This is a genomic window from Pseudonocardia hierapolitana (assembly GCF_007994075.1).
Taxonomy (GTDB): Bacteria; Actinomycetota; Actinomycetes; order Mycobacteriales; family Pseudonocardiaceae; genus Pseudonocardia; species Pseudonocardia hierapolitana.
Genome location: NZ_VIWU01000001.1, coordinates 4554199 through 4577945, shown reverse-complemented (window position 1 = coordinate 4577945; position 23747 = coordinate 4554199). Strand labels below are relative to the sequence as shown.

21 protein-coding genes are annotated in these 23747 nt (G+C 72.2%); 5 read left to right on the top strand and 16 right to left on the bottom strand.

The features are described 5' to 3' along the window. Window positions 1-21 precede the first annotated feature (21 nt). Window positions 22-1071, top strand: coding sequence for a PA containing protein (locus FHX44_RS21775; RefSeq protein WP_147257486.1), 1050 nt, complete (start codon window positions 22-24; stop codon window positions 1069-1071). A gap of 117 nt (window positions 1072-1188) precedes the next feature. Here the strand turns inward: FHX44_RS21775 and FHX44_RS21770 are convergent, their stop codons facing one another. The 6 genes from FHX44_RS21770 to FHX44_RS21745 all read right to left on the bottom strand — a co-directional run bounded on the left by FHX44_RS21770 (window position 1189) and on the right by FHX44_RS21745 (window position 8030). Then, window positions 1189-2463 (bottom strand): thymidine phosphorylase, encoded by a 1275-nt coding sequence (locus FHX44_RS21770; protein WP_246170508.1) that lies wholly within the window; start codon window positions 2461-2463, stop codon window positions 1189-1191. A 75-nt stretch (window positions 2464-2538) separates the two neighbouring features. Continuing rightward, a complete protein-coding gene (locus FHX44_RS21765; RefSeq protein WP_147257484.1) occupies window positions 2539-2931 on the bottom strand; it encodes a cytidine deaminase in 393 nt (130 codons plus the stop codon). Then, the gene (locus tag FHX44_RS21760) at window positions 2924-4189 is read right to left on the bottom strand and encodes an ABC transporter permease (protein ID WP_425469194.1); all 1266 of its coding nucleotides are present in this window, start codon (window positions 4187-4189) and stop codon (window positions 2924-2926) included. The genes FHX44_RS21765 and FHX44_RS21760 overlap by 8 nt, the downstream gene beginning before the upstream one ends. Next, on the bottom strand, window positions 4183-5271 hold the full coding sequence (locus FHX44_RS21755; RefSeq protein WP_147257482.1) for an ABC transporter permease: 1089 nt from the start codon (window positions 5269-5271) through the stop codon (window positions 4183-4185). The genes FHX44_RS21760 and FHX44_RS21755 overlap by 7 nt, the downstream gene beginning before the upstream one ends. Further along, window positions 5268-6821, bottom strand: coding sequence for an ABC transporter ATP-binding protein (locus FHX44_RS21750; protein ID WP_147257481.1), 1554 nt, complete (start codon window positions 6819-6821; stop codon window positions 5268-5270). The genes FHX44_RS21755 and FHX44_RS21750 overlap by 4 nt, the downstream gene beginning before the upstream one ends. Before the next feature lie 90 nt (window positions 6822-6911). Beyond that, window positions 6912-8030: a BMP family lipoprotein gene (locus FHX44_RS21745; RefSeq protein WP_170309313.1), complete on the bottom strand. Its 1119-nt coding sequence runs from the start codon at window positions 8028-8030 to the stop codon at window positions 6912-6914. Between the two features lie 235 nt (window positions 8031-8265). Between FHX44_RS21745 and FHX44_RS21740 the strand changes: the two genes are divergently transcribed. Then, on the top strand, window positions 8266-9426 hold the full coding sequence (locus FHX44_RS21740; protein WP_246170507.1) for a D-alanyl-D-alanine carboxypeptidase family protein: 1161 nt from the start codon (window positions 8266-8268) through the stop codon (window positions 9424-9426). 218 nt (window positions 9427-9644) lie between these two features. Here FHX44_RS21740 and FHX44_RS21735 read toward each other — a convergent pair whose 3' ends face one another. Further along, window positions 9645-10814, bottom strand: coding sequence for a C45 family peptidase (locus FHX44_RS21735; RefSeq protein WP_147257479.1), 1170 nt, complete (start codon window positions 10812-10814; stop codon window positions 9645-9647). A gap of 23 nt (window positions 10815-10837) precedes the next feature. After that, window positions 10838-11380 carry a GNAT family N-acetyltransferase gene (locus FHX44_RS21730; protein ID WP_147257478.1) on the bottom strand — a complete coding sequence of 181 codons (543 nt, stop codon included), beginning with the start codon at window positions 11378-11380 and terminating at the stop codon, window positions 10838-10840. 78 nt (window positions 11381-11458) lie between these two features. Between FHX44_RS21730 and FHX44_RS21725 the strand changes: the two genes are divergently transcribed. Continuing rightward, window positions 11459-12382 (top strand): GntR family transcriptional regulator, encoded by a 924-nt coding sequence (locus tag FHX44_RS21725; RefSeq protein WP_147257477.1) that lies wholly within the window; start codon window positions 11459-11461, stop codon window positions 12380-12382. Here the strand turns inward: FHX44_RS21725 and yhjD are convergent. The 3 genes from yhjD to FHX44_RS42240 are packed head-to-tail and all read right to left on the bottom strand — an operon-like array spanning window position 12351 to window position 14605. Beyond that, window positions 12351-13376 (bottom strand): inner membrane protein YhjD, encoded by a 1026-nt coding sequence (gene yhjD, locus FHX44_RS21720; protein ID WP_147257476.1) that lies wholly within the window; start codon window positions 13374-13376, stop codon window positions 12351-12353. The two genes, FHX44_RS21725 and yhjD, sit on opposite strands and share 32 nt — an antisense overlap. Before the next feature lie 4 nt (window positions 13377-13380). Continuing rightward, complete coding sequence (gene trpS, locus FHX44_RS21715; protein WP_147257475.1) at window positions 13381-14400, bottom strand: tryptophan--tRNA ligase; 1020 nt, start codon at window positions 14398-14400, stop codon at window positions 13381-13383. A 31-nt stretch (window positions 14401-14431) separates the two neighbouring features. Then, window positions 14432-14605, bottom strand: a complete 174-nt coding sequence (locus FHX44_RS42240) for a hypothetical protein (RefSeq protein WP_170308984.1) — start codon at window positions 14603-14605, stop codon at window positions 14432-14434. A 207-nt stretch (window positions 14606-14812) separates the two neighbouring features. On the opposite strand from FHX44_RS42240, the gene FHX44_RS21710 reads away from it, so the two are divergent. Continuing rightward, complete coding sequence (locus FHX44_RS21710; RefSeq protein WP_147257474.1) at window positions 14813-15859, top strand: alcohol dehydrogenase catalytic domain-containing protein; 1047 nt, start codon at window positions 14813-14815, stop codon at window positions 15857-15859. Window positions 15860-15910: 51 nt separating this feature from the next. Then, window positions 15911-16942: an NAD(P)/FAD-dependent oxidoreductase gene (locus tag FHX44_RS21705; protein ID WP_147257473.1), complete on the top strand. Its 1032-nt coding sequence runs from the start codon at window positions 15911-15913 to the stop codon at window positions 16940-16942. A 47-nt stretch (window positions 16943-16989) separates the two neighbouring features. On the opposite strand, the gene FHX44_RS21700 is transcribed toward FHX44_RS21705, so the two are convergent. From FHX44_RS21700 to FHX44_RS21680, 5 genes are all read right to left on the bottom strand, one after another. Further along, entirely contained in the window at window positions 16990-18030 is a 1041-nt protein-coding gene (locus FHX44_RS21700) for a zinc-dependent alcohol dehydrogenase family protein (RefSeq protein ID WP_147257472.1), read from the bottom strand. Next, on the bottom strand, window positions 18030-20609 hold the full coding sequence (locus FHX44_RS21695; RefSeq protein ID WP_147257471.1) for a bifunctional FO biosynthesis protein CofGH: 2580 nt from the start codon (window positions 20607-20609) through the stop codon (window positions 18030-18032). The genes FHX44_RS21700 and FHX44_RS21695 overlap by 1 nt, the downstream gene beginning before the upstream one ends. A 92-nt stretch (window positions 20610-20701) precedes the next feature. Then, window positions 20702-21748: an iron-siderophore ABC transporter substrate-binding protein gene (locus FHX44_RS21690; RefSeq protein WP_212612584.1), complete on the bottom strand. Its 1047-nt coding sequence runs from the start codon at window positions 21746-21748 to the stop codon at window positions 20702-20704. 49 nt (window positions 21749-21797) lie between these two features. After that, window positions 21798-22409: a hypothetical protein gene (locus FHX44_RS21685; RefSeq protein ID WP_147257470.1), complete on the bottom strand. Its 612-nt coding sequence runs from the start codon at window positions 22407-22409 to the stop codon at window positions 21798-21800. A 42-nt stretch (window positions 22410-22451) separates the two neighbouring features. After that, window positions 22452-23648 (bottom strand): hypothetical protein, encoded by a 1197-nt coding sequence (locus tag FHX44_RS21680; RefSeq protein ID WP_147257469.1) that lies wholly within the window; start codon window positions 23646-23648, stop codon window positions 22452-22454. Window positions 23649-23747 lie beyond the last annotated feature (99 nt).

Sequence of the window (23747 nt, the reverse complement as noted above, 5' to 3'; positions counted from 1 at the left end):
AGAGGAAGCTCCCCCGCCGCCATGAGCAATGACTCCACCCTCTCGTTCGACCGCATGCGCGGGATGCTGATGCGCGCAGCGGAGATCCGCGACAGCGAGCAGCAGCAGATCTTCGATTCGCTCGACGAGATCCACGCTCGGCTCGCGGCCCTGGACGCTCTCGGCACAGTGCGCAAGCGCCTCACCGAGCTCCCCGACCGCACCGAGGTCAGCGTCCTCGCGGAGCGCCTCGACGAGACGGTCGCCAAGCTCGACGCGCAGGACGCCTCGATCGCGTCCGTCCTTCGCGCGGTCGAGGCGATGCCGGACAAGCTGGCGAAGCCGATCGCACAGCTCGACGGCCGCCTCGACGGGATGGCCGGTCGCCTCGAAGGCGTCTCCGGACGGATGGACGGGCTGGACGACCGCCTCGGCGGCCTGCACAAGCGCCTCGACGACCTGGACAACCGCCTCGACCGGCACGAGATGCGCCTCGACGCCATGCCGTCTTCGGTGGGTGCGCCGATCAAGGAGCGCGTCGACGGGATCGAGCGCATCGTCCGCGAGCAGCTCGACAACGCCCTCCGCTCGGTCGACGAGTCCGGTGAGGGCCTGCGCAACCTGCTCGGCGACACCAGCATCGGCCTGCACCGCAGGCTCGAGGACCTGGCCGCCCGCCCCGCCGTCGACCCGACCGAGCCGCTGAGCAACCTCGAGAAGCGCCTCGAGAACCTCGCCGCCCGCCTCGACGCCATCGAGGAGAGCATGTCCGGGCGCCTCGGCAACCTCGGTGGCACCATCGACGAGAAGCTCGGCAAGCTCGACGCCGCGATCGTGGAGCGGCCCGACACCAGCTCGCTGCGCTCGCTCGTGGAGCGCGCCAACGCCGAGTCGGAGCGGCGCAACGCGGGCCAGCTGGACGAGGCCATGGCCACGTTCGCCGAGCTCATCCTCGGCCGCGGCCCGTCGGTGCACCAGATGCCGCCGCCCCCGCCCCGCCAGACCCCGCGCCGCAACCGCAGCAAGGTCACGGTGAAGAGCCCCAACGGCGCGTCCGCCCACGACACGGTGACCGACGACCCCGACGTCTGAGACGAGCGGGGCCTCGCGGGCGGTGATCGCTCCGAGATCCGGCCCTGCGCCCTGGTGAGAGCGTATCCACGGATCTCGCGACGATCATCCCTTCTCGGCGGCCCCTCGCACGGCCCGTCAGCCCCGCACTGCGTCCAGCAGCAGGGTGGGACGCGACATGGGCTCGTCGGACACCAGCACGCCGCCGTTCAGCGCCGCGCGGGCTCCGGGAACGGCGTCGGGGGTGTCGGTGTGCAACTCCAGCAACGGGTGCCCGGCCTCGACCTCGTCACCCACGTCCACCAGCAGCCGCACGCCCGCGGCGGCCTGCACCGCATCCTCCTTGCGGGCCCGACCGGCGCCGAGCCGCCAGGACGCCACCCCGATCGCGTAGGCGTCGAGCCGGGTGAGCACGCCCGATCGCTCGGCCACCAGCTCCTCCACGTGGGCGGCGACGGGCAGCGGTGCGCCCGGGTCGCCGCCCTGCGCGGCGATCATCCGCTCCCACACCTCGTAAGCCTTGCCGGAGGCGAGCACCTGCGCCGGGTCGACGTCGGTGATGCCGGCCAGCACGAGCATCTCGCGGGCCAGCGCCACGGTCAGCTCCACGACGTCGGCCGGGCCGCCCCCGCGCAACACCTCGACCGACTCGGCCACCTCCAGGGCGTTGCCCACCGCGCGACCGAGCGGCACGGACATGTCGGTCAGCAGCGCGGTGGTGGCGAGGCCGTGCGCCGTCCCGATCGCGACCATCGCCTCGGCGAGCTCACGCGCCCGCTCGGGCGTCTTCATGAACGCCCCGGACCCGAACTTCACGTCGAGCACCAGGCCGTCGGTGCCCTCGGCGATCTTCTTGCTCATGATCGAGCTGGCGATCAGCGGGATCGACTCGACGGTGCCGGTGACGTCGCGCAGCGCGTAGAGCTTGCGGTCGGCCGGGGCGAGGGTCGGGGTCGTCGCGCAGATCACCGCGCCGACGTCCGCGAGCTGCGCCGCGATCTCCTCCTCCGAGAGCGACGCCCGCCAGCCGGGGATCGACTCCAGCTTGTCCAGGGTGCCGCCGGTGTGGCCGAGCCCGCGCCCGGACAGCTGCGGCACCGCCGCCCCGCACGCCGCCACGAGCGGGGCGAGCGGCAGCGTGATCTTGTCGCCGACCCCTCCGGTGGAGTGCTTGTCCACCAGCGGCCGCCCGACGTCCCCGAATGCCAGCACGTCGCCGGAGTCGATCATCGCCTGGGTCCACCGGGCGATCTCGCCCGCGTCCATCCCGTTGAGCAGGATCGCCATGGCCAGCGCCGCCATCTGCTCGTCGGCGACGACACCGCGGGTGTAGGCATCGACTACCCAGTCGATCTGCTCGTCGGTGAGCCGGGCACGGTCGCGCTTGGCGATGATCACGTCGATCGCGTTCACGGCCCCGACCCTATTCCGGTTCCGACGAGCGGCGCGTTCGTCGGTACCTATCCGACGAACGCGCCGTTCGTCGGGTCAAGAGGGCAGGTCCTCCGGGCCGAACGCGTCCGGCAACACCTCGCGCAGCGGGAGCACGCCCCTGGGGGTGTCCAGGAGGCAGTCGGGGCCGCCGAACTCGTAGAGCACCTGGCGGCAGCGGCCGCACGGCATGAGCAGGTCGCCGGTGCCCGAGCGGCAGGCGACGGCGGTGAAGCGGCCGCCGCCGGTGAGGCGCAGCTGCCCTGCCATCGTGCACTCCGCGCACAGCCCGAGGCCGTACGAGGCGTTCTCGACGTTGCAGCCGGTCACGACGCGCCCGTCGTCGCACAACGCGGCCGCCCCGACGTGCAGGCGGGAGTACGGCGCGTAGGCCGAGGCGGCGGCCGCGACCGCGGCGTCGCGCAGGGAGGGCCAGTCGGGATCAATCACCTTCACCTCGCCGGTACTCGACACCGATCGCGGCGGGCGGCCGCAACCGTTGCGATGCCACCGCGAGCACGAGCAGCGTCACCAGCTGCGGCGCGTAGGACGCGAACTCGCGCGGCACCTCGGGGATCGCCCAGTACACGGCGTAGACGACCACGCCGGCGGCGAGCGCGACCGCGGCCGAGCGCCAGTGCCGCCGCGCCGCCCAGAACACCGCCACGATCACCGCGAGGATCGTGGTGGCGTAGAGCAGGGCGTGCACGGCCTCGCCACCGGCGCGCAGCTGGACGCCGTCGACGTACCCGAACAGCGCGGCTCCGGCGAGCAGGCCACCGGGCCGCCAGTTGCCGAAGATCATCGCCGCCAGGCCGATGTAACCCCGCCCGCCGGTCTGTCCCTCGAGGTAGCCGAGCTGTCCCGGGTTGAGCGTGAGCGCCGCGCCACCGAGCCCGGCCAACCCACCCGAGACGATCACGGCGATGTACTTGTACGTGAACACCTGCACGCCCAGCGACTCGGCCGCCACCGGGTTCTCCCCGCACGAGCGCAGCCGCAGACCGAACCGGGTGTGCCACAGCACGTAGTAGCTCACCGGCACGAGCAGGAACCCGAGCACGACGAGCGGGGTGAGGCCGGAGACGAGGCCGCCGAGCAGCCCGGCAGCGTCGGAGAGCAGGACGCGTTGTTCGCTCTCCAGGGCGGAGAGCCAGTCGGCGAGCGGCTGGACCGAGAACGTCTCGAAGCCCTCGATGCGCGGCGACTGCCGCGGGTTCTGCGAGAGCGGCACGAAGATCAGCTGGGCCAGGTACTGCGTGATGCCCATCCCGAGCAGCGTGATCGCGACACCGGACACGATGTGGTTGACGCCGAAGGTCACGGTGGCGATCGCGTGCAGCACGCCACCCAGCGCGCCGAACACGAGCCCACCGATCACGGCCGCCCACGGGCCCCAGTAGAACCCGGCCCACGCCGCGCCCCAGGTTCCGAGGATCATCATGCCCTCGAGACCGATGTTGATGATCCCGGAACGCTCGGACCAGAGCCCGCCGAGCGCGGCGAACAGGATCGGCAGCAGCAGCCGGACCGCGGCCTGGGTGGTGCCGCTCGAGGTCAGCTGGTACTGCCCGGTCAGCGTCGTGGTGACCGCCAGGATGCCGACCCCGATCGCCACGACGATCGCGGCCCGCGCCCAGCCGGGAAGCCGCCGCCCGTTCCGGGTCTGGGGGACGGGCGCGGCCGCCGTGTCGACCGTGGTCACGATCCCACCTCCGCAGGCACGCCCGCGCCGGCGCGCAGCTGCGCGGCGACCCGACGCTGCTCGGCGGCGAGCTCGTAGCGGCGGACGATCTCGTACGCGATGATCACGGACAGCACCACCGATCCCTGCATGATCAGCACGATCTCGCGCGGCACCCCGACGTTGTCCAGGGCCAGCGCCGACTTGTCCAGGAACGCCCAGAGCAGCGCACCGAGTGCGACGCCGACCGGGTGGTTGCGCCCGAGCAGGGCCACCGCGATGCCGGTGAAGCCGTAGCCCGCGGGCGAGGTGAGTGTGTAGGCGTGGTCGCGGCCGAGCAGCTCGGGCAGGCCGACGAGCCCTGCCATCGCACCGGACAGCAGGAGCGCGACGATCACCATCCGGCGCGCGTTCACCCCGCCCGCGGCCGCCGCTGTGGGCGACTCGCCCGACGCCTTCAGCTCGAACCCGAACCTCGTGCGGTTGAGCATGAACCCGTAGGCCAGTCCGAGCGCGGCGGCCACGAACACGAACCCGAAGATCGTGCCGCTCGCCCCGAACGAGAGGCCGATCAGGTGCCCGGTGGGCTCGATCGGATCGGTCGAGATGTTGTTGCCCTGCAGCACGCCGAACGCTTCGGTGCTGATCAGGTAGGCGATCAGGCCGGTCGCGATGAAGTTCATCATGATCGACGAGATGACCTCGTGCACGCCGCGAAATGCCTTGAGCAGCGCCGGCACCGAGGCCCAGAGCGCGCCCACCGCCGCGCCCACCAGGATGATCGCAACCGTGTGCAGCACCGGCGGGAGCGAGAGCGCGCCGCCGGCGATCGCGGCCACGCACGCGGCGAGTCGGAACTGGCCCTCGATGCCGATGTTGAACAGCTTCATCTGGAAGCCGATCGCCACGGCGAGCCCGGCGATGTAGTAGATCGCGGCGCTGTTGACGATGTCGACGGCGGTGGTTCCCTCACCGACCTGGGTGACCATCACCGTCAGGGCCGTGAGCGGCGAGTCGCCGCTGATCAGCAGCGCCACCGCGCACAGCAGGGCGGAAAAGACGATCGCCAGCGCGGGCGGCAGCAGAGCCGTCCGAATGCGGGTCACGCCGCCCCCTCCGCATCGGCCCCGGTCATCGCGGCCCCCAGCTCCTCCGGTGTGACGGTGGCCGGGTCGGCGTCGGCGACGAGCCGTCCCCGCAGCATCACCTTGATCGTGTCGGACAGCCCGATCAGCTCGTCCAGGTCGGCGCTCACGAGCAGCACCGCGAGGCCGTCGGCCCGGGCGCGCCGCAGCACGTCCCAGATCCCGGCCTGCGCGCCGACGTCCACGCCGCGCGTCGGGTGGGCGGCGATGAGCAGCACCGGGTCGCCGGAGAGCTCGCGGCCCACCACCAGCTTCTGCTGGTTGCCCCCGGAGAGCGCCGCCGCGGGCACGTCGACGCCCGGCGTGCGCACGTCGAACTCCTCGACGATGCGCTCGGTGTCGCGCCGCGCCGCCGCCCGGTCGAGCACGCCGAGCAGCCCGCCCGAGGCGACCGGTTTGCGGCTCTGGTAACCGAGGATCCGGTTGGCCCACAGCGGCTGGGTGGCGAGCAACCCGTGGCGGGTGCGGTCCTCCGGCACGTAGCCGATGCCCGCCTCGCGGCGCTGCAGCGTGTGGGCACGGGTGATGTCCTTGCCGGACAGCACGATCGTGCCGCCGCTCGCCCGCCGCATCCCCATGATCGTCTCAACGAGCTCGGTCTGCCCGTTGCCCTCCACACCGGCGATCCCGAGCACCTCGCCCGCCCGCACCACGAGGTCCACCCCGTCGAGCACCGGGCGACCGCCGCCCTCGGCGTCGAGCGTGAGACCGGTGACGCGCAGCACCTCGCGGTCGGTGACGGTGGACTCCCGGGTCTCGGGGCTGGGCAGCTCGCTGCCGACCATCATCTCCGCGAGCTGGCGGGTCGTCACCGTCTTCGGGTCGGCGCTGCCCACAACGGCCCCGCGGCGGATGACCGTGACCGTGTCGGCGATGGCCCGCACCTCGTCGAGCTTGTGGGAGATGAAGACGAACGTGAACCCCTCCGCCCGCATCCTGCGGAGCGTGGTGAACAGCTCGTCGACCTCCTGCGGTACGAGCACGGCCGTCGGCTCGTCCAGGATCACCGTGCGCGCGCCGCGGTAGAGCACCTTGAGGATCTCGACGCGCTGCCGATCGGCCACCCCGAGCCGCTCGACGAGCATGTCGAGCCCGGCCCGCAGGCCGACCGTGCCCTCGAGCTCGGCGATGCGCTGCCGGGCCTTGGCACCCATGCCGTGCAGCGCCTCCGCGCCGAGCAGGATGTTCTCGGCGACGGTGAGGTTGTCGGCCAGCATGAAGTGCTGGTGCACCATGCCGATCCCGGCCTTGATCGCATCGGCGGGCGACCGGAAGTGCACCACCTCGCCGTCCACGGAGATGGTGCCCTCGTCGGGCTGCTGCATCCCGTAGAGGATCTTCATCAGGGTCGACTTGCCCGCCCCGTTCTCCCCGCACAGGGCGTGCACCTCGCCGTGGCGCACCCGCAGCGAGATGTCGCTGTTGGCGACCACGCCGGGGAAGCGCTTGGTGATCCCCGCCAGCTCGACGGCGTACTCGGTGCGCGGTGGCGCGGTCTCGACTACGGCCATTCCCTCCCAGCCTTCCAGGGATCTACGGCACGGGGGCCGGGATCCGTTCGGACCCGGCCCCCGATGGTGCCTCACGCGACTCGCCGCGCCCTACTGCCGCGCACTGGGCACCTTGATCTCGCCGCTGATGATCGCGGCCTTGTAGGCGTCCAGCTGATCGGTGATGTCGTCGATCTTGCCGCCTGAGGTGGAGTACCCCACGCCGTCGACGGAGAGGTCGAACGCCTCCGGCAGCGAGCCCGTGGAGCCGCCCGCCACCGCGTTGATGTAGTTGAACACCGCGACGTCGACCCGCTTGAGCATCGAGGTCATGATCACCTCGTTGACCGGCGCCGCGACCGTGTTGTACTGGTCGGAGTCGACGCCGATCGCGAACTTCTGCGCATCCGGCGTGGTCGCCGTGTTGACGGCCTCGAACACGCCCTGGCCGGAGGCACCCGCGGCCTGGTAGACGATGTCGGCCCCGCCGTCGAGCTGGCCGCGCGCCACCTCGGTGCCGCGGGCCGAGTCGTTGAAGCCCGAGAAATCACCGGCGGGGCTGATGTAGTCGACGTCGACCTCGATGTTCGGCGCCACCGCCTTGGCGCCCGCAACGTAGCCCGCCTCGAACTTGTGGATCAGCGGCACGTCGACGCCACCCACGAAGCCGATCTGGCAGGACGTCGTCTTCAACGCCGCCGCGGCGCCCACGAGGAACGAGCCCTGCTCCTCGGCGAAGACCAGCGGGGTGACGTTCGGCAGCTCGACCGTCGCGTCGTCCACGATCGCGAACTGCACGTTCGGGTTCTCGGCGGCGACGGTCTGCAGTGCCGTCGCGTACTTGAAGCCCACGGCGATGACCGGGTTGAAGCCATCGGCCACGAGCTGGCGCAGGCGGGTGGCCGCCGCGTCCTCGCTCTCGTTCTCGGCAGCGGCGAGCTCGCGGGTGTTGGCCTGCTGCAGGCCGAGGTCGCTGATCGCCTTCTCGAGCCCGGCGGCCGCGGAGTCGTTGAACGACAGGTCGCCACGCCCGCCGATGTCGTAGGCCAGCCCGACCTTCAGCCCGCTGGCGTCGGCGTTCGGGGCGATCGGCGCCGGGGTGGCGGCGGTGCCGCCTGCCGCGGCCGGGGCGGGGTTGCGGGTGCACTCGGTGCCTGCCGTGCCACCACCGCCCTGCTGCGGGGTGCCGGTGTCGCGAGCGCAGCCCGTCACCACCAGTGCGCTGGTCAGCACAGCGGCTGCCAGAACGAATCCTCGACTGATCCGCAAGGGAGACCTCTCCTGTTCCGGCCCGGGACGACGGTGGGGAACCGTATCCGAGGCTCCCGGGTGTTCACATGATCGACCGATGGGCGTGACCGAATCGTCGACTCCGGAGCGTGACCGGGTGACCGCGTCCCCCATTCGATGATCATCCCTGTTCTCGCCGGGCGCGCGCGGACGACACCGATCTACAGTCGATGACGTGCGATGGGTCGCTGCGGTGACGCTGGTGCTCGCACTGGCGTGCCCGACCGTCGCGGTCGCGGATCCGCAGCCGGTGGCGAGTGTGACGGTCGGCTGCCCGGGCGCGCAGGTCCCGCCCGGCCCGCCCGCCGACGAGGAGAAGGCGGACCCCCCACCCGCCCCGCTGCCGTGGCCGCCCGAACCCGTCGGCGGGCCGCAGATGGGCGCGTGCGACGAGATCGGCCCGGGCGGAGGCCCCGAGCTGACCGCCGCCTCGTGGGTGCTCGCCGACCTCGACACCGGCGAAGTGCTCGCCGCGCGCGCCCCGCACGCGCGGCACCGCCCCGCGTCCACGCTCAAGGTCCTCACCGCGCTCACCGTCGTGCGGTCGCTGAACCCGGACCAGGTCGTCCAGGGCACGGCCGAGGACCAGGCGATCGACGGCAGCAAGGCAGGCATCGGCCCCGGCGGGCAGTACACCGTGCGCCAGCTGCTCGCCGGGCTCATGCTCAACTCCGGCAACGACACCGCGCAGGCGCTGGCCCGCTCGATGGGCGGCGACGGCCCCACGCTCGCGCGGATGACCGACATCGCCCGCGAGGTGGGTGCACTCGACACCCGCCCCGCCACGCCCTCCGGGCTCGACGGTCCCGGTATGGCGTCCTCGGCGTACGACCTCGCCGTGCTGTTCCGGGTGGCCATGCGCGAACCGCTGTTCGCCGAGACGGTCGGCCTGCGCTCGATCCCGTTCCCCGGCTACGCCGACCACCCCGGGTTCGTGCTCTACAACAGCAGCAAGCTGCTCGCCAACTACGAGGACACGATCGGCGGCAAGACCGGCTTCACCGAGGCCGCGCGGCACACCCTCGTCGGTGCGGCCGAGCGGGGCGGGAGGCGCCTCGTCGTAGCGCTGATGCGGGGCGAGCAGACGCCGGTCCCGACGTGGAAGCAAGGCGCCCGCCTGCTCGACTGGGGATTCGAACTGCCCGCCACCACCCCCGCCGTCGGCCGGCTGGTGGACGCCGCTCCGGTCCCACCGGCCCCGCCGCCCGTGGCGGACCTGGCGGCCGGCAGGACCCTCGCCCTCAGGCCCGTCCCCCCGCTGCTCCCGGTCAGCCTCGGCGTGATCGCGGTCACCGGGTTGGTCATCGGCGGCCTCGCCCTGCGCCGCCGCCGCTGACACGCGGGTCGCAGGCGTCCCGAGCGCGCGACTCACCCGCCCCGAACGGCGGACTCGCCGTGTCCGTTCGTCGGACTCGCCGTGCTCGAACGCAAGACTCGCCGTGCTCGGACGCAAGACTCGCGTGACGCAGGCGAGTCCGACATCCCAGCACGGCGAGTCCGACATCCCAGCACGGCGAGTCCGACGTTCGAGCACGGCGAGATCTGCGTTCGGGCTCAGGCGGGTTGCTGGGCGGGGATCGGGAACGCGCGCTCGGGGCTGTAGCGCGGCGAACCGTCCGGGGCGTCGCCCAGGTAGAAGTGGGTGGCCATCGTGCGGCTCTCCAGGTCGAAGACGGTGCGCCACAGCGTGCGGACGGGGTAGGGCGTGTCGGTGGCCGCGTCGACGCGCACCGCGTCGAGGGCCTCGCGCATCCGGGCGGCGGAGAGACCGGCGCCCGCCGAGCGATCGGCGATCGTCCGGTAGCGCTGGTAGGTCAGCAGCGCCTCGTCGGTGTCCTCGGGAAGGGCCGCCTGGTCGCGGTGGCGGTGCAGCGGGTGGTTGGTCATGCAGAGCGCGCCGCCGGCCGCCTCCACGATGTGCTCGTCGCCGCCCGGTCCGCGCTCCCACACGAACGCCGCCCCGCTCGGGTCCGCGACGAGGTAGTGCAACGAGACGCCGAGGTCGTACTGCTTCGCCCCGAGCAGAGCGGCCTTCGCTTCCTCGACGGTCCTGCAGGTGTCCAGCAGGAACCGCAGGAGCTGGCTGCTCGACACACCGACCTGAGGACCTGCATCGACCGGCCCGCTCGTGTTCTCGGCATCGGCCAGGTTGAACACGGCGGCGAGGCCGTGCTCGTTGATCCCCTCCATGCAGCCGTCGAGCTCGTTCATCGTGAGCACGGTGGTGGCCGGGCCGTCATCAGGGACAGTCGTGATCACGTAGGGCCGCGCGCTGAGGGGCATCTCGTCGCTCGGCGCGGAGTGTCCTCCGGCGAGCATCGCGAAGAGCTCGGTGGCGCTGGTGGTGAAGAAGTCGTAATTGCGGCCGAGCACCCCTCGGCCGTCCGCGGTGACGGCCGGTGGGTAGTAGCTCGCCGAGCAGGCCGAGCCGAGCGGGATCCCGCCGGCTCCGTCCAGGTGCACCTCGTCGGTGTCCGGGTCGAGGCCGAGTGCCTGCGCGGCACCCCGCATCCGGGCCAGGTGCTGCGGCCAGTGGCGGGCGAACCAGGCCCGCCGGGCACGGGCCTTGACGGGGTCGGCCGGTGCGGGCGTCCAGCCGTAGGCGCGCTGCGCCTCCAGGGCGAGTGCGCGCCCGATGTCGGCCTGGCGACCGGACGCGACGACGTGCCGCACGGTCATGAAGTCGGCGCTGCCGCCGGCGACGATCTCGGTGGTGACGGTCATGTCTTCTCCTTGTCGAACGGACTTCAGGGGCGGGCGGGGCGCCACATCGGCCAGACGGTCGGGCCGTCGGGCAGGTGGATCGGGTCACCGGTGTCGCGGAACCCGTGGCGCTCGTAGAGCGCCCGGCTGCTCCGCGACGTCGCCTCCAGGTATGCGGGCAGGCCCGCGGCGTCGGCGCGGCCGAGGCGCTCGCGCAGGAGCGCGCCACCGAGCCCGCGGCCCTGCGCGCCGGGCACGACACCGAGCAGCACCAGGTACAGGTGCGCGGTGCCGGTGGGGTGCCGCGCCTCGGTCAGCTCCATGAACGCGCGGAGGTGCGCGAGCGCCTCCGGGATCGGCTGCTGGTCCCGCTCGGGGGGATCGGCTGCGCGAGGAAGCCAGACGGCGGCCGCCGTCGCGTCCGGGGCGACCGCGAGCTCGCCGTGCGACGACGAGGCGTGCACGAGCGGGCCGAACACGATGTCGGCGGCCGCCCCCGCCGGATGGCCGGGCAGCAGCCACCGCGCAAGGGGATCGTCGGCGAAGGCCGCCGTCAGCACGCGGACCGCGGTATCGGTGTCACCCATGCGTACACCGTATTGGCAGAACTTTTTCCGCAGTTGAATTGCCAGTGCGCTTTTCCTTCGCACTAGTACAGTTGCCGTGTGACGGAGCCTCCGTACCTGCACATCGCCGCGGCCATCCGCCACCGGATCGAGACAGGCGCCCTGCGCCCCGGTGACCGCGTGCCGTCCACTCGACAGGTGGTCCGCGACTTGGGGGTGGCGATGGCGACCGCGACCCGTGCCCTCGCAGTACTGCGGGACGAGGGCCTCGTCGTCACGCGCCCCGGCTCGGGCACCGTCGTGCGCACGCCGGACCCGCCGGCCCGCAGGCGAGCGCCGGTCCAAGAGCTCACCACGGACCGCATCGTGACCACGGCCATGGCCGTGGCCGACGCCGAGGGACTGGAGGCCGTCTCGATGCGCAGGCTCGCCGCCGAGCTCGGGGTCGGCCCGATGTCGCTGTACCGCCACGTGGCCGGCCGCGACGCGCTGGAGGTGCTCCTCGTCCGTGCCGTGCTGCGCGAGCACCCGCTGCCCGAGCCGGGACCTCCGGGCTGGCGGGCGAAGCTCGAGCTGGTGAGCCGCGTGCAGTGGCGCGCCTACCGCACCCACCCGTGGCTACCCGAGCTGATCTCGATGACGAGACCCGTGCTCGTCCCCGAGGCGATGGCCCACACGGAGTGGACGCTGCAGGCGCTGGCCGGCCTGCCCCTGCCCCAGGCCGAACGCTTGCGCGAGGCGCTCACGCTGCCCGCGCTGGTCCGCGGCCTGGCCGCGAGCGTCGCCGCGGAGACCCGGGCCGAACGGGAGACCGGCCAGGACAACCACGAGTGGTGGACCACCCTCGGCGGGGAGGTGCGCGCGTTGCTCGGCTCGGGCCGGTTCCCACACCTCGCGGCGGTCCAGGGCCAGACCCTCGAGGACATGGACGCGCTCCTGGAGCACGCGTTGACCCGCCATCTGGACGGCCTGGAGATGCGCCTGCGGGCCGCTACCTCCGCCGGCGGATCAACCAGCCGGTGAGCGCGCCCGCACCGAGGAGGCTCAGGGCTGTGGTGGCGGTCGGCCCCTTCCGGAGCACCACTTCCGTGCGCAGCACCGGCGGTTCCGGAACGGGCACGGGCTTCTCCTGCTCGTTCTCCCGAGCGGTGGCGGCCCACGCCGTGACGAAGAGGACGAAGCGGGACCCGAAGAACACGAAGACCAGCAGGCCGAGGAACGAGCCGAACACCGCCCCGCTCGGCGACGACGTCACGGTCGCCAGGTAGTAGGTCATGACGATCTTCAGGATCTCGAACCCCACCGCACCGAGCAGGGCGGCCTTGGCGGCGCTGCGCAGCGTGGCGTGCTCACGTGGCAGCCGGGCGATGACCCACAGGAAGATCAACCAGTTGGCGAGCAGACCGAGCAGGAACCCGAGCACGCCGAGCAGGAACAGGGCCCAGCCCTCGTCGGCGAGCCCGACGAGCCCGAGCAGGGTCTCGGCGAACCCGGCGACCGCACCCGTGATGGCGAAGGATCCGACCAGCGCCAGGCCGAGCCCGCCGAGCGTGAGCAGGTCGAACAGGATCCGCTTCGGCAGGGCAGGAACGGCGGGCACCTGCGCCCACTGCTCCGAGAGCGCCTCGCGCAGGTTCGACATCCATCCGATTCCGGAGTACAGGGCCGCGAGCAGGCCCAGGAACCCGACGGCCCCCCGCTGGTCGATCGCCTGCTGGATGACCTGATCGATGGTGTCGCTCAGCCCGGGCGGGACGTTCTCCGTGATCGCGGCCAGCAGTTCGTTCAGCAACTCCGGGTTGAAGAACAGCACGTACCCTGCGGCGGCGAACGCGATCATCAGCAGCGGCACCACCGACAGCACGCTGAAGAACGTGATCGCCGCTGCGTAGTGGTCCCCGTGCCGCTCCGTGTAGCGGATGCCGGCCCGCACCATGTGATCGAGCCACTTGTACCGGGCGCGCAGCCGCTCGAGCTTCGACGGCGTCTCGTCAGCTCGCTCGGCCACGCCCGTCATCCCATCACGTCGGCGGCAGGAAACCGATCCTCTCGTGGACGACCGCGAGGGTGGCGCAGGCGACCTCGCGCGCCCGGGTGGCTCCGCGGGCGAGCACCCGATCCAGCTCCGCCGGGTCGTCCCGGTAGGTACGTACCCGTTCCCGCAGCGGTTCGACGAACTGGGCGACGACCTCGGCGAGATCCTTCTTCAGGTCGCCGTAGCCCTTGCCGGCGTAGTCGGCCTCGATCTCGGAGATCTTCCGGTCGGTGAGCGCCGAGTAGATCGTGAGCAGGTTGGAGATGCCCGGCTTGGCCTCCGGGTCGAACCGGATCTCCCGCTCGGTGTCGGTGACCGCAGAGCGGATCTTCTTGGCGCTCACCTTCGGGTCGTCGAGCAGCTCGATGATGCCGGCCGGGCTGGAGGCCGACTTGCTCATCTTTGCCGACGGGTCCTGCAGGTCCTGGATCTTCGCGATCCCGGCGGGGATGAACGGCTCCGGCACCGTGAACGCCTTGCCGAAGCGGGTGTTGAAGCGCTGCGCGAGATCGCGGGTGAGCTCCAGGTGCTGGCGCTGGTCCTCGCCCACCGGCACGCCGTCGGCCTGGTAGAGCAGGATGTCGGCGGCCTGGAGGATGGGGTAGGTGAACAGGCCGACGGTGGCCCGGTCGGCACCCTGGCGCGCTGCCTTGTCCTTGAACTGGGTCATCCGGCTCGCCTCGCCGAAGCCCGTGAGGCAGCCCAGCACCCACTCGAGCTGCGCGTGCTCCGGCACGTGGGACTGCACGAACAAGGTGCAGCGTTCCGCGTCCAGGCCGAGAGCCAGCAGCTGCGCCACGGCGTTGCGGGTGCGGTCGGCGAGCGTCTTCGGATCGTGCTCGACGGTGATCGCGTGCAGGTCCGGGATGAAGTAGAACGCGTCGGAGGTGTCCTGCATCGCCACCCACTGCCGGACCGCGCCCAGGTAGTTGCCCAGGTGGAACGAGTCCGCGGTCGGCTGGATGCCGGAGAGCACCCGCTGGCGACGGTCGGTGGGGGCGGTCATGCCCCCGATTCTCCCAGCTCCCGCGATCGGGCTACGCCGGGGCGGTGCCGTCCTGCTCGGGCTCGTCGGCAGCGACGCGCTGCACCTGGACCGTGCGGTTGTCCAGATCGATCGGCCCGAGCTGGAAGTGCTCCTGGCCGTCGCCTGCCTCCGTCGACTCGTCCTTGATCTCCCGCCCGGGGAACATCTCGCCAAGCACACCCATGCGGCCACGGTACGCGTCGCACCGGACGGGATCGCCGCAGTGGACGCCACCGAACTGCTGGTCACGGGATGCGCGGTGCGCGACGAGGGCACGGGCCGTGAACCGTCCCATGATGAGACAGGATGCAGTGACCTGCCTCACTAGCGTCGCCGGTGCCGACCCGCCCGACCAGCGGCGAGTCCGGCACGCGACCAGCGGAGGCACCAGATGAAGGCACTCGTCTACCACGGTCCGGACAACAAGGCCTGGGAGGACGTCCCGGACGCGACCGTGCAGGAGCCGACCGACGTCGTCGTCAGGGTCGACACCACCACGATCTGCGGTACCGACCTGCACATCCTGCAGGGGGACGTCCCCGCTGTCACCGACGGGCGGATCCTCGGCCACGAGGCCGTGGGGACCGTCACCGAGGTCGGCGACGCCGTCCGCGGGTTCTCGGTCGGCGACCGGGTGCTGGTGCCGGCGATCACCAAGTGCGGCCGCTGCGAGTACTGCCAGCGGGGGATGCCGTCGCACTGCCAGACGGTCGGCGGGATCGGCTGGATCTTCGGGCACCTGATCGACGGCACCCAGGCCGAGTACGTCCGCGTCCCGTACGCCGACACCTCCCTGTACGCGGTACCCGAGGACGTCTCCGACCAGCAGGCGATCTTCCTGGCCGACTCGCTGCCCACCGGGTACGAGGTCGGGGTGCTCGCCGGCAACGTCCGCCCGGGCGACACGGTCGCCGTCGTCGGGGCGGGAGCCGTCGGGCTGGCCGCGGTGCTCACGACCGGCCTGTGGGGCGCCTCGAAGGTCATCGCCGTCGACACCAACAAGTTCCGGCTGGAGAAGGCCATCGAGTTCGGCGCCACCGACACCGTCGAGGCCGGCCCCGGCGCGGTCGACGAGGTCACCGCGCTCACCGACGGCCTCGGCGTGGACGTCGCGATCGAGGCGGTCGGCTACCCGGAGACCCTGCTCACCGCGGCCTCCCTGGTCCGGCCGGGCGGCACGATCGCCAACATCGGCGTGCACGGGGTCCCGGTGGAGATCCCGATGCAGGACATGTGGATCCGCAACGTCACGATGACGATGGGCCTGGTCGACACCGTCTCCATCCCGACCCTGCTCAAGATGGTCGCCGGCGGTCGCATCCCGGCCGAGAAGATGGGCACCCACTCGTTCACGTTCGACCGGATCGACGAGGCCTACGACGTCTTCAAGAACGCCGCGGCCAACCAGGCGCTCAAGGTCGTCATCACGCCGGGCTGACGACGCAGAAGTCGGTCGACGCCGCCGCAGCCCTGACCTACCGTCCGGGCCGTGGCGGACGTCGTCGTGGTGGGCGCCGGGATCATCGGGGCGTCGGTGGCCTACCACGCGGCCCGGCTCGGAGCGACCGTGACGATCGTCGACAAGGCGCTGCCGGGCACGGGTGCCACCGGCGAGTCGTTCGGGTGGATCGGCGCCTCCCAGCGGGTGCCGGGCCCGGGTGGCGCCCTGCGCGCCGTCGCGACGCAGGAGTACCGGCGATTGGCCGCCGAGCTCCCCGACGTGCGCGTGTCCTGGAGGGGTTCTCTGCAGTGGGGTGGGCCGGAGCCGCTCGGCGACCTCGAACCCGGCCGGCACCTGGTGGACGCCGAACAGGTCGCCGCCATGGAGCCGAACCTGCGCACACCTCCGGCCCGGGCCGTCCACATCCCCGGCGACGGGGCAGTGGATCCGCCGGCCATCACCGACGCCCTGGTCTCCGCTGCCCGCGCGAGGGGTGGCCGGCTCGAGGCGGGCACCGCGGCCACCCGGCTGCGGGTCGCGCGGGGCCGCGTCGTCGGCGTCGAGACGACGAGCGGCCTCCTCGAATCCGGCACCGTGGTGCTGGCGAACGGCGCCGACGTCGCCGTGCTCTGCGGGCCGCTGGGCGTCGCGGTGCCGGTCGCGCCGTCACCGGCGATCCTGCTGCGGCTCGCCGGTCCACCGGATCTCGTGCGGACCGTCGTGGCCACCCGGGACGTGGAAGTTCGCACTGCCCGCGACGGCGAGCTCGTCTCCGCTGTCGGGTACGCCGGGGAGACGACGGCCGCCGAGCTGGCGCGTTCCGCTGGACGCATCCGCGGGCGGATCTCCGAGATGTTCCGCGGGGGCGAGGAGGTGCGGCTGCTGGGCGCGCGCGTCGGGATGCGGCCGATGCCGGCCGACGGACACCCGGTGATCGGCCCGCTCCCCACGGTCCGTGGTGCCTATGTGGCGGCGATGCACTCCGGCGTGACGCTCGCGGCGGTCGCCGGACGGCTCGTCGCCGAGGAGATCGTGCACGGCGTCGATGCCCCTGAGCTGCGCGGCTGCCGGCCGAGGTGAAGCGTGCCGAGGCCGCGACCCGCGGGCTGGGTGCACCGGGATCGTGGTCAGGGCTCCAGCGCGACGACCGTCATCCCGGCGGGCGTCGGGCCGTCCATCGCCGCGAGCGCCGGGCCGGCCTCCTCGAGGGAGACGACCCGCCCGACCAGTGCCGCCGGGTCGAGGCCTGCGGTCGTGATGAGGTCGAGCAGACCGCGGTACTCGTGGGCGGCGATGCCGTGCGAGCCGTGGACCGACAGCTCCCATGCGAGCACCCGGTCCATCGGCAGCGGCGGTGTGGCGGACGCGCCCAGCAGCAGGCCGACCTGCACGTGCCGGCCCCTGCGGCGCAGCGACAGCACCGAGGACGCCGCGGTCGCGGGCGAGCCGAGCGCGTCGAGCGAGACGTGCGCGCCTCCGCCGGTGATCTCGTGGATCGCGGCCTCGACGCCGTCCGGGGCGGAGGCGTCGAGGACCGCCTCTGCGCCGCGGGCCCTGGCCAGCGCAAGGGCCTCCTCCGAGACGTCCACGGCGATCACCCGGGCGCCCAGCGCCGTCCCGAGCAGCACGGCCGACAGGCCCACGCCGCCGCAGCCGTGCACGGCGAGCCACTCCCCCGCAGCGAGCCTGCCGTGTGCGGTGAGGGCCCGGTAGGCCGTGGCCACCCGGCAGCCGAGCCCGGCGGCCGCGACGAACGACATCGCGTCGGGCAGCCGCACCAGGTTGAACTCCGCGGCCCGCACGAGCACCTGCTCGGCGAAGGAGCCGGGGTGGGTGAAGCCGGGCTGGGTCTGGTCGGGGCAGACCTGCGGGTCGCCGGACCGGCAGTACGCGCACCGCCCGCACCCGCACACGAACGGCGCCGTGACCCGGTCCCCCGGCCGCCACGACCTGACGTCCGCACCCACCCGTGCGACGACGCCGGCGAACTCGTGCCCCGGCACGTGCGGCAGCGCCACCGGGTCGTGCCCGCGCCAGGCGTGCCAGTCCGACCGGCACACCCCGGTGGCGTGGACGTCGAGCACCACGCCGTCCGGCGGGCAGTCCGGCTCGGGCACGTCCCGGACCTCGAGCGGCCCGCCGACGGTGTCGAAGACGACCGCGCGCACTACGCCGTGGTCAGCGGCAGCAGGCGCGGGGCGGGCCGCTGGGCCGGCACCAGTCGCTCGACCGGCTCCCGGTAGGTCGTGCTGCGCTGGCGCACCGGCCGCCCGGCCGCGGTGGCGATCGCGGTCAGCTCCGTGACCGTGCGCGCGGAGCCGTTCTCCGACCCGGCCATCCGGCTGATGGTCTCCTCCATCAGCGTGCCGCCCATGTCGTCGGCGCCGCCGCGGAGGATGTCGGCGGCGGGTCCGTCGCCGAGCTTCACCCACGAGCACTGGATGTGGTCGATCCGCCCGTGCAGGGCCAGCCGGGCGAACGCGTGCACGGCCCGGTTGTCCCGCACCGTCGGGCCGGGGCGGGCGATGCCTGCCAGGTAGATCGGCGCGTTGTGGTGCACGAACGGCAGCGGCACGAACTCGGTGAACCCGCCGGTCTCGTCCTGGAGCGCGGCGAGCGTGCGCAGGTGCCCGAGCCAGTGGCGGGGCTCGTCGACGTGGCCGTACATCATCGTGGACGACGACGGGATCCCCAGCCGGTGCGCCGTGCGCACCACCTCCAGCCACTGGGCGGCCGGCAGCTTGCCCTTGGTGAGCACCCAGCGGACCTCGTCGTCGAGGATCTCGGCGGCGGTGCCCGGGATCGAGCCCAGCCCGGCGTCGCGCAGCTCGGTGAGCCACTCCTCGATCGACACGCCTGCCTTGGCCGACGCGGACACGATCTCCATCGGCGAGAACGCGTGGACGTGCATGCCCGGTACCGCTGCCTTCACCGCGCGCACGAGGTCGGCGTAGAAGGTGACCGGCAGCTGCGGGTCGATCCCGCCCTGCATGCACACCTCGGTGGCGCCCGCCTCGGCCGCCTCGACCGCGCGGGAGGCGACCTCGTCGAGCGAGAGCCGGAACGCGTCGGTGTCGCGCTCCCGCTGCGCGAAGGCGCAGAACCGGCAGCCGACGTAGCAGACGTTCGAGAAGTTGATGTTGCGGTTGACGACGTAGGTGACCTCGTCGCCCACGACGTCCGCGCGCACGGCGTCGGCGAGGCGGGCCAGCTCGTCCAGCGCGGGTCCGTCGGCGGTGAGGACGGCCATCGCCGACGACTCGTGGGCGGGGTCCAGCAGCGCCGCGGGGTTCGACGCCGCGAGCTCGAGCCCGGCGCGCACGTCGGCGTCCAGCCGCTGCGGGGCCGACCGCTGCGTGGCGGCCAACTCCTCGGCGACCGCGTCCCAGTCGCCGTAGACGGACGCGAAGTCGCCGCGCCGGTCGGCCGTGCGACCTTCGCTGTCGATCGCCGTGTTCAGGTCGACCCGACCGGTGGAGTCGAACCCGCCGTCCGGCTCCTGCCACGGCCGCCCGATCACGACGGCGCTCTCGTCTGCCAGACCGGTCTCCTGGTCGGCGAGCGCGGCGATGTGCACGGAGATCCGGGAGTCGATCCACGGCGAGCCGGCCAGCACGTACTTCGGGTACACGGCGAGCCGCTCCCGGATCCGGAAGCCGGCCGCGGCCGAGCGGGTGGCGAGCTCGTCGATCGCGGGCCACGGCATCTCCGGGCTGACGTGGTCGGCGGTGACCGGCGAGACGCCGCCCCAGTCGTCGATCCCGGCGCGCAGCATGAGCGCGAACTCGTCGCCGATCAGGTTCGGCGGCGCCTGGATTCGCATCTTGGGGCCGAGCACGATCCGCGCGACGGCGATCGTGGCGGCGAGGTCGTGCAGGTCCGCGTCCGGGTCCTTCGCCATCGCGGTGTCCGGCTTGGCCCGGAAGTTCTGGATGATCACTTCCTGGACGTGCCCGTGGGCCCGCGCTGCCGAGCGGATCGCGAACAGCGAGTCGGCCCGCTCGGTGCGGTTCTCGCCGATCCCGATCAGGATCCCCGTGGTGTACGGGACGCCGACGCGCCCGGCGTCGGTGATGGCGCGCAGCCGGACCGCGGGCTCCTTGTCCGGGCTGCCGAAGTGCGGTCCGCCGGGTTCGCTCCACAATCGCTCGGCCGTGGTCTCCAGCATCATCCCCATGCTCGCGGCCACCGGCTTGAGCCGCGTCAACTCGGCCCAGGACAACACGCCCGGGTTGAGGTGCGGCAGCAGGCCGGTTTCCTCCAGCACCGCGATCGCCGAGGCCCTGACATAGTCAAGGGTGGAGTCGTACCCGCGCTCCTCCAACCACTCCCGGGCCGCGGGCCAGCGGTCCTCCGGCCGGTCGCCGAGGGTGAACAGCGCCTCCTTGCACCCGGCGGCCGCGCCGGCGCGGGCGATCTCCAGCACCTCGTCGCGCTCCAGGAACGCGGCCGGCAGCCGGTGCGGCACGGTGGCGAACGTGCAGTAGTGGCAGCGGTCGCGACACAGCCGCGTGAGCGGGATGAACACGTTCTTCGAGTACGTGACCACACCCGGCCGCCCCTCGGCCACCAGGCCGGCATCCCGCACCCGGGACGCCACGGCGAGCAGCTCGTCCAGCGCGTCGCCGCGGGCGGCCAGCAGCACGGACGCCTCGGCGACGTCGATCGTGACGCCGTCGCGGGCTCGCCGCAACGCGCGGCGGAGGGCGGCGTCGGACGGCGCGGTCTCGCGGGGCACCTCGACCATGTCCTGAACAGTAGGTCGGCCGGACGGGCACGGTCGACCTACCGGGCGCCGCTACAGATCACAGCGCACCTGGGAATAAGACGGCGCCGTGGTCAGGTCAGGACGGCTGAGATCTTCCCGACCAGAGCGTCGATCACGGTCGGGAGGCTGAGCACGGTGCCCCACGTCCACGCCGCGGAGACCATCGGGTCGTCGACGAAGATCGCGCGCCCCTCCTCCACGACGTTCAGCCGCGAGTACAGCGGCGCGCGCTCGATGTCCTCGCGCACCTCCGGCGAGAAGCCGGTGTTCCACAGCAGGACGTCGCGGTCGAGGAGGGCCATCTGCTCGTCGCTGATCGTCGCGCCGTCCATGTCGCCTGCGAGTTCGCCGATCTCGGGCGGGATCGTGAACCCGAGCGCGGCCACCAGCTGCGAGCGCGGGTCGTTCGGCGAGCGGACGAAGGATTGGCCGCCCTCGAACCGCTCCGCGACCACGGCCGTGCGCCCCTCGAACCGCGGATTCGCGGCGGCCGCCGCCTCGAGCTGCGCGTTGACGCCGGTGATCAGCTGCTCGGCCCGGTCCGGGACACCGAGCGCGCGGCCGGCGAGACGGGTGTACTCGTCCCACGGCGCACCCCACTCCGGGTAGCCGGCAGGCGGGGCGACGGTGGGGGCGATCCGCGAGAGCGTCTGGTACTGCGTGTCGTCCATCGACGTGTAGAGCCCGACGATCAGGTCCGGGGAGAGCGCGGCGATCTCCTCGTACCGGTAGTCGGGGGTGCCGGTGAACGCGCCCCGGTTCAGCACCACCGGCTGCGCGTCGCCGAGCTCGTCCTGCGCCCACGGCCAGGTGGCGTACGGGTGGTCGCCGTACCAGTCCGTGACGGCCACCGGCCGGACACCCATCGCGAGCACCGGGTCCTGGTCGCTGAACCCGACCGTGACGACCCGCTGCGGGGCGCTCTTGATCTCGGTGGCGCCCTTGCTGTGCTCGACGGTGAGCGGGAACGCGCCCGCCGGGGCCGGCCCGGCCGCCGGCGGCGGCGGCGTGGAACCGCCCCCGCAGGCGGTCAGCAGGCCCGCGGCCCCGAGTGCTCCGACGCCGGCGAGCAACTGGCGGCGGCTGAGGTGACCGAGGAGGCGGGGAACGGCAGGCACAGTGCCTGAGGTTAGCCTCCCTTAACGACCCGCGTCGCGCCGGTGTCATTCATGCCGGCCCCGATCCCCGAGGCGGCGTCTCCCAGGCGGTCGGGGTCCCCACCGGGGTTCCCGACCCGTCGACAGCGACGAATCGGAACCGGTGGATCGTCCTGGACTCGGTCTCGCCCCGACAGGACGGGGTCGCCGGACGCCGGGTGTAGAAGTCGTCCCTACCGTCCGTGGGGTCGATCTGAATGCCGATCGATGTGCCGTCCCGGTTGAAGTCGCAGGCCGCGAAGATCGTCCAGGATTTGCCCTCGACGTATTCCAGGCTCCCGATGTCGGTGGTGCTCTCGCCGGGATCCGGGGTGCCGCCGGGCCACCACCGGCGAATGCACTCGAGCCGGCCACCACTGACCTCCGCGCAGCTGCCGGCCGTCGCCGAGTCCTCGTCCGAGTCGTCGTCCGGGGCCTGGCTCGGTTCGCGAGTCCCGGCGCGGTCGTCCTCGGACGACGGCGGTACGGGTGCATCCGGCTCCGGCGGGGTGTCGAGGACCCGCAGCAGGGTCGCAGGCTCCGCCGCCCGCGCCGGCTCCACCGTGCTCGTCGCGACCGACAGGATGGACGACAGCGCGACCACAGCCATGCCGGCGAAGGTCATCCTCAGGAAAGCAGTCACCGCAGCTCCGTTACGTTGGTGAACGATTTCAAGGCGTACCTGCTACCGCCGGGCCCAGAGGACCTTTCCGTCGGGCGTGCGGAGGGTCAGGTTCTCGTCGTCCTGAACGTGCAGGGTCACGTTCTTGCCCTTGGTACCGGTGTGGAACAGCGCCTTGCCGTTCTTCGTGACCGTGAGGTTCCCGTCGGCCTGCATCGTGGCCACGGCGCCCGCGTTCGGGGCCGTAGCCGTGTGCCACAACACCTTGCCCGCGGCGTTGGTCAGGACCAGGTTCCCGTCCGTCTGCATGCGCAGCGTGTTCTTGCCGTTGAACGACTTGCGCTCCTCGCCGCCCTTCAGTGCCTGCCCGGTCCGGAGCTCGGCCTTCGACTGGTTCACGTCACTGAGCGCCCAGAGAACCTTGCCGTCGGGCGTCCGCAGAGTGAGGTTGCCGTCGTCCTGGACGTGCAGGGTCACGTTCTTGCCGGTGGTACCGGTGTGGAACAGCGCCTTGCCGTTCTTCGTGACCGTGAGGTTCCCGTCGGTCTGCATGGTGGCCACGGCACCCTCGTTCGGGGCCGTTCCGGTGTGGAACAGCACCTTGCCCGCATCGTTGATCAGGACGAGGTTGCCGTCCGTCTGCATGCGCAGCGTGTTCTTGCCGTTGAACGACCTGCGCTCCTCGCCGCCCTTCAGGGCCTGCCCGGTCCGGAGCTCAGCCTTCGACTGGTTCACGTCACTGAGCGCCCAGAGGACCTTGCCGTCGGGCGTGCGGACGGTCAGATTGCCGTCGTTCTGGATGTGCATGTTCACACCGGTGCCCGTGGTGCCGGTGTGGAAGAGCGCCTTGCCGTTCTTCGTGACCGTGAAGTTCCCGTCGGTCTGCATGGTGGCCACGGCACCCTCGTTCGGAGCCGTACCCGTGTGGAACTTCACCTCACCCTTGTCGTTCAGGAGAACGAGGTTCCCGTCCGTCTGCATGCGCAGGGTGAACGTCCCGTTGGCGGACTCGACCTCCTGGCCGCCCTCCAACTTCTCCCCGGACTTCAGCACTCCGCTCGTCGCGGCCGCCGACGCTGCGCTCGCCGCCGCCACCGGCTGATCCGCCAGGGCGGTGCCCGCGGTGGTCAGGATCGAGCCCGCGAACACCACGGCGGTCGCGACGGCGGCCGCCCCGGCCCGCAACCCGACACGTCTCGGCCTGATCGACATATGTCCCCCCACTGTTACGAGATGCGTTCGGACCCGATTCGTTCCCATCCATCGGCCGCTGACGCGCAAATTCGGGCCAAGGTGCCGGCGAATGCGCGAATCAGGCCGGAGGGAAGATCTCCGGGCGTGCGGACGCTATCAACGGAG

Bases quoted from the DNA above. Each gene is read 5' to 3' on its own strand.
- FHX44_RS21775 (WP_147257486.1), top strand. From the start codon at position 22: ATGAGCAATGACTCCACCCTCTCGTTCGACCGCATGCGCGGGATGCTG.
- FHX44_RS21750 (WP_147257481.1), bottom strand. From the start codon at position 6,821: ATGGCCGTAGTCGAGACCGCGCCACCGCGCACCGAGTACGCCGTCGAG.
- FHX44_RS21735 (WP_147257479.1), bottom strand. From the start codon at position 10,814: ATGACCGTCACCACCGAGATCGTCGCCGGCGGCAGCGCCGACTTCATG.
- FHX44_RS21730 (WP_147257478.1), bottom strand. From the start codon at position 11,380: ATGGGTGACACCGATACCGCGGTCCGCGTGCTGACGGCGGCCTTCGCC.
- yhjD (WP_147257476.1), bottom strand. From the start codon at position 13,376: ATGACGGGCGTGGCCGAGCGAGCTGACGAGACGCCGTCGAAGCTCGAG.
- trpS (WP_147257475.1), bottom strand. From the start codon at position 14,400: ATGACCGCCCCCACCGACCGTCGCCAGCGGGTGCTCTCCGGCATCCAG.
- FHX44_RS42240 (WP_170308984.1), bottom strand. From the start codon at position 14,605: ATGGGTGTGCTTGGCGAGATGTTCCCCGGGCGGGAGATCAAGGACGAG.
- FHX44_RS21710 (WP_147257474.1), top strand. From the start codon at position 14,813: ATGAAGGCACTCGTCTACCACGGTCCGGACAACAAGGCCTGGGAGGAC.
- FHX44_RS21695 (WP_147257471.1), bottom strand. From the start codon at position 20,609: ATGGTCGAGGTGCCCCGCGAGACCGCGCCGTCCGACGCCGCCCTCCGC.
- FHX44_RS21680 (WP_147257469.1), bottom strand. From the start codon at position 23,648: ATGGGAACGAATCGGGTCCGAACGCATCTCGTAACAGTGGGGGGACAT.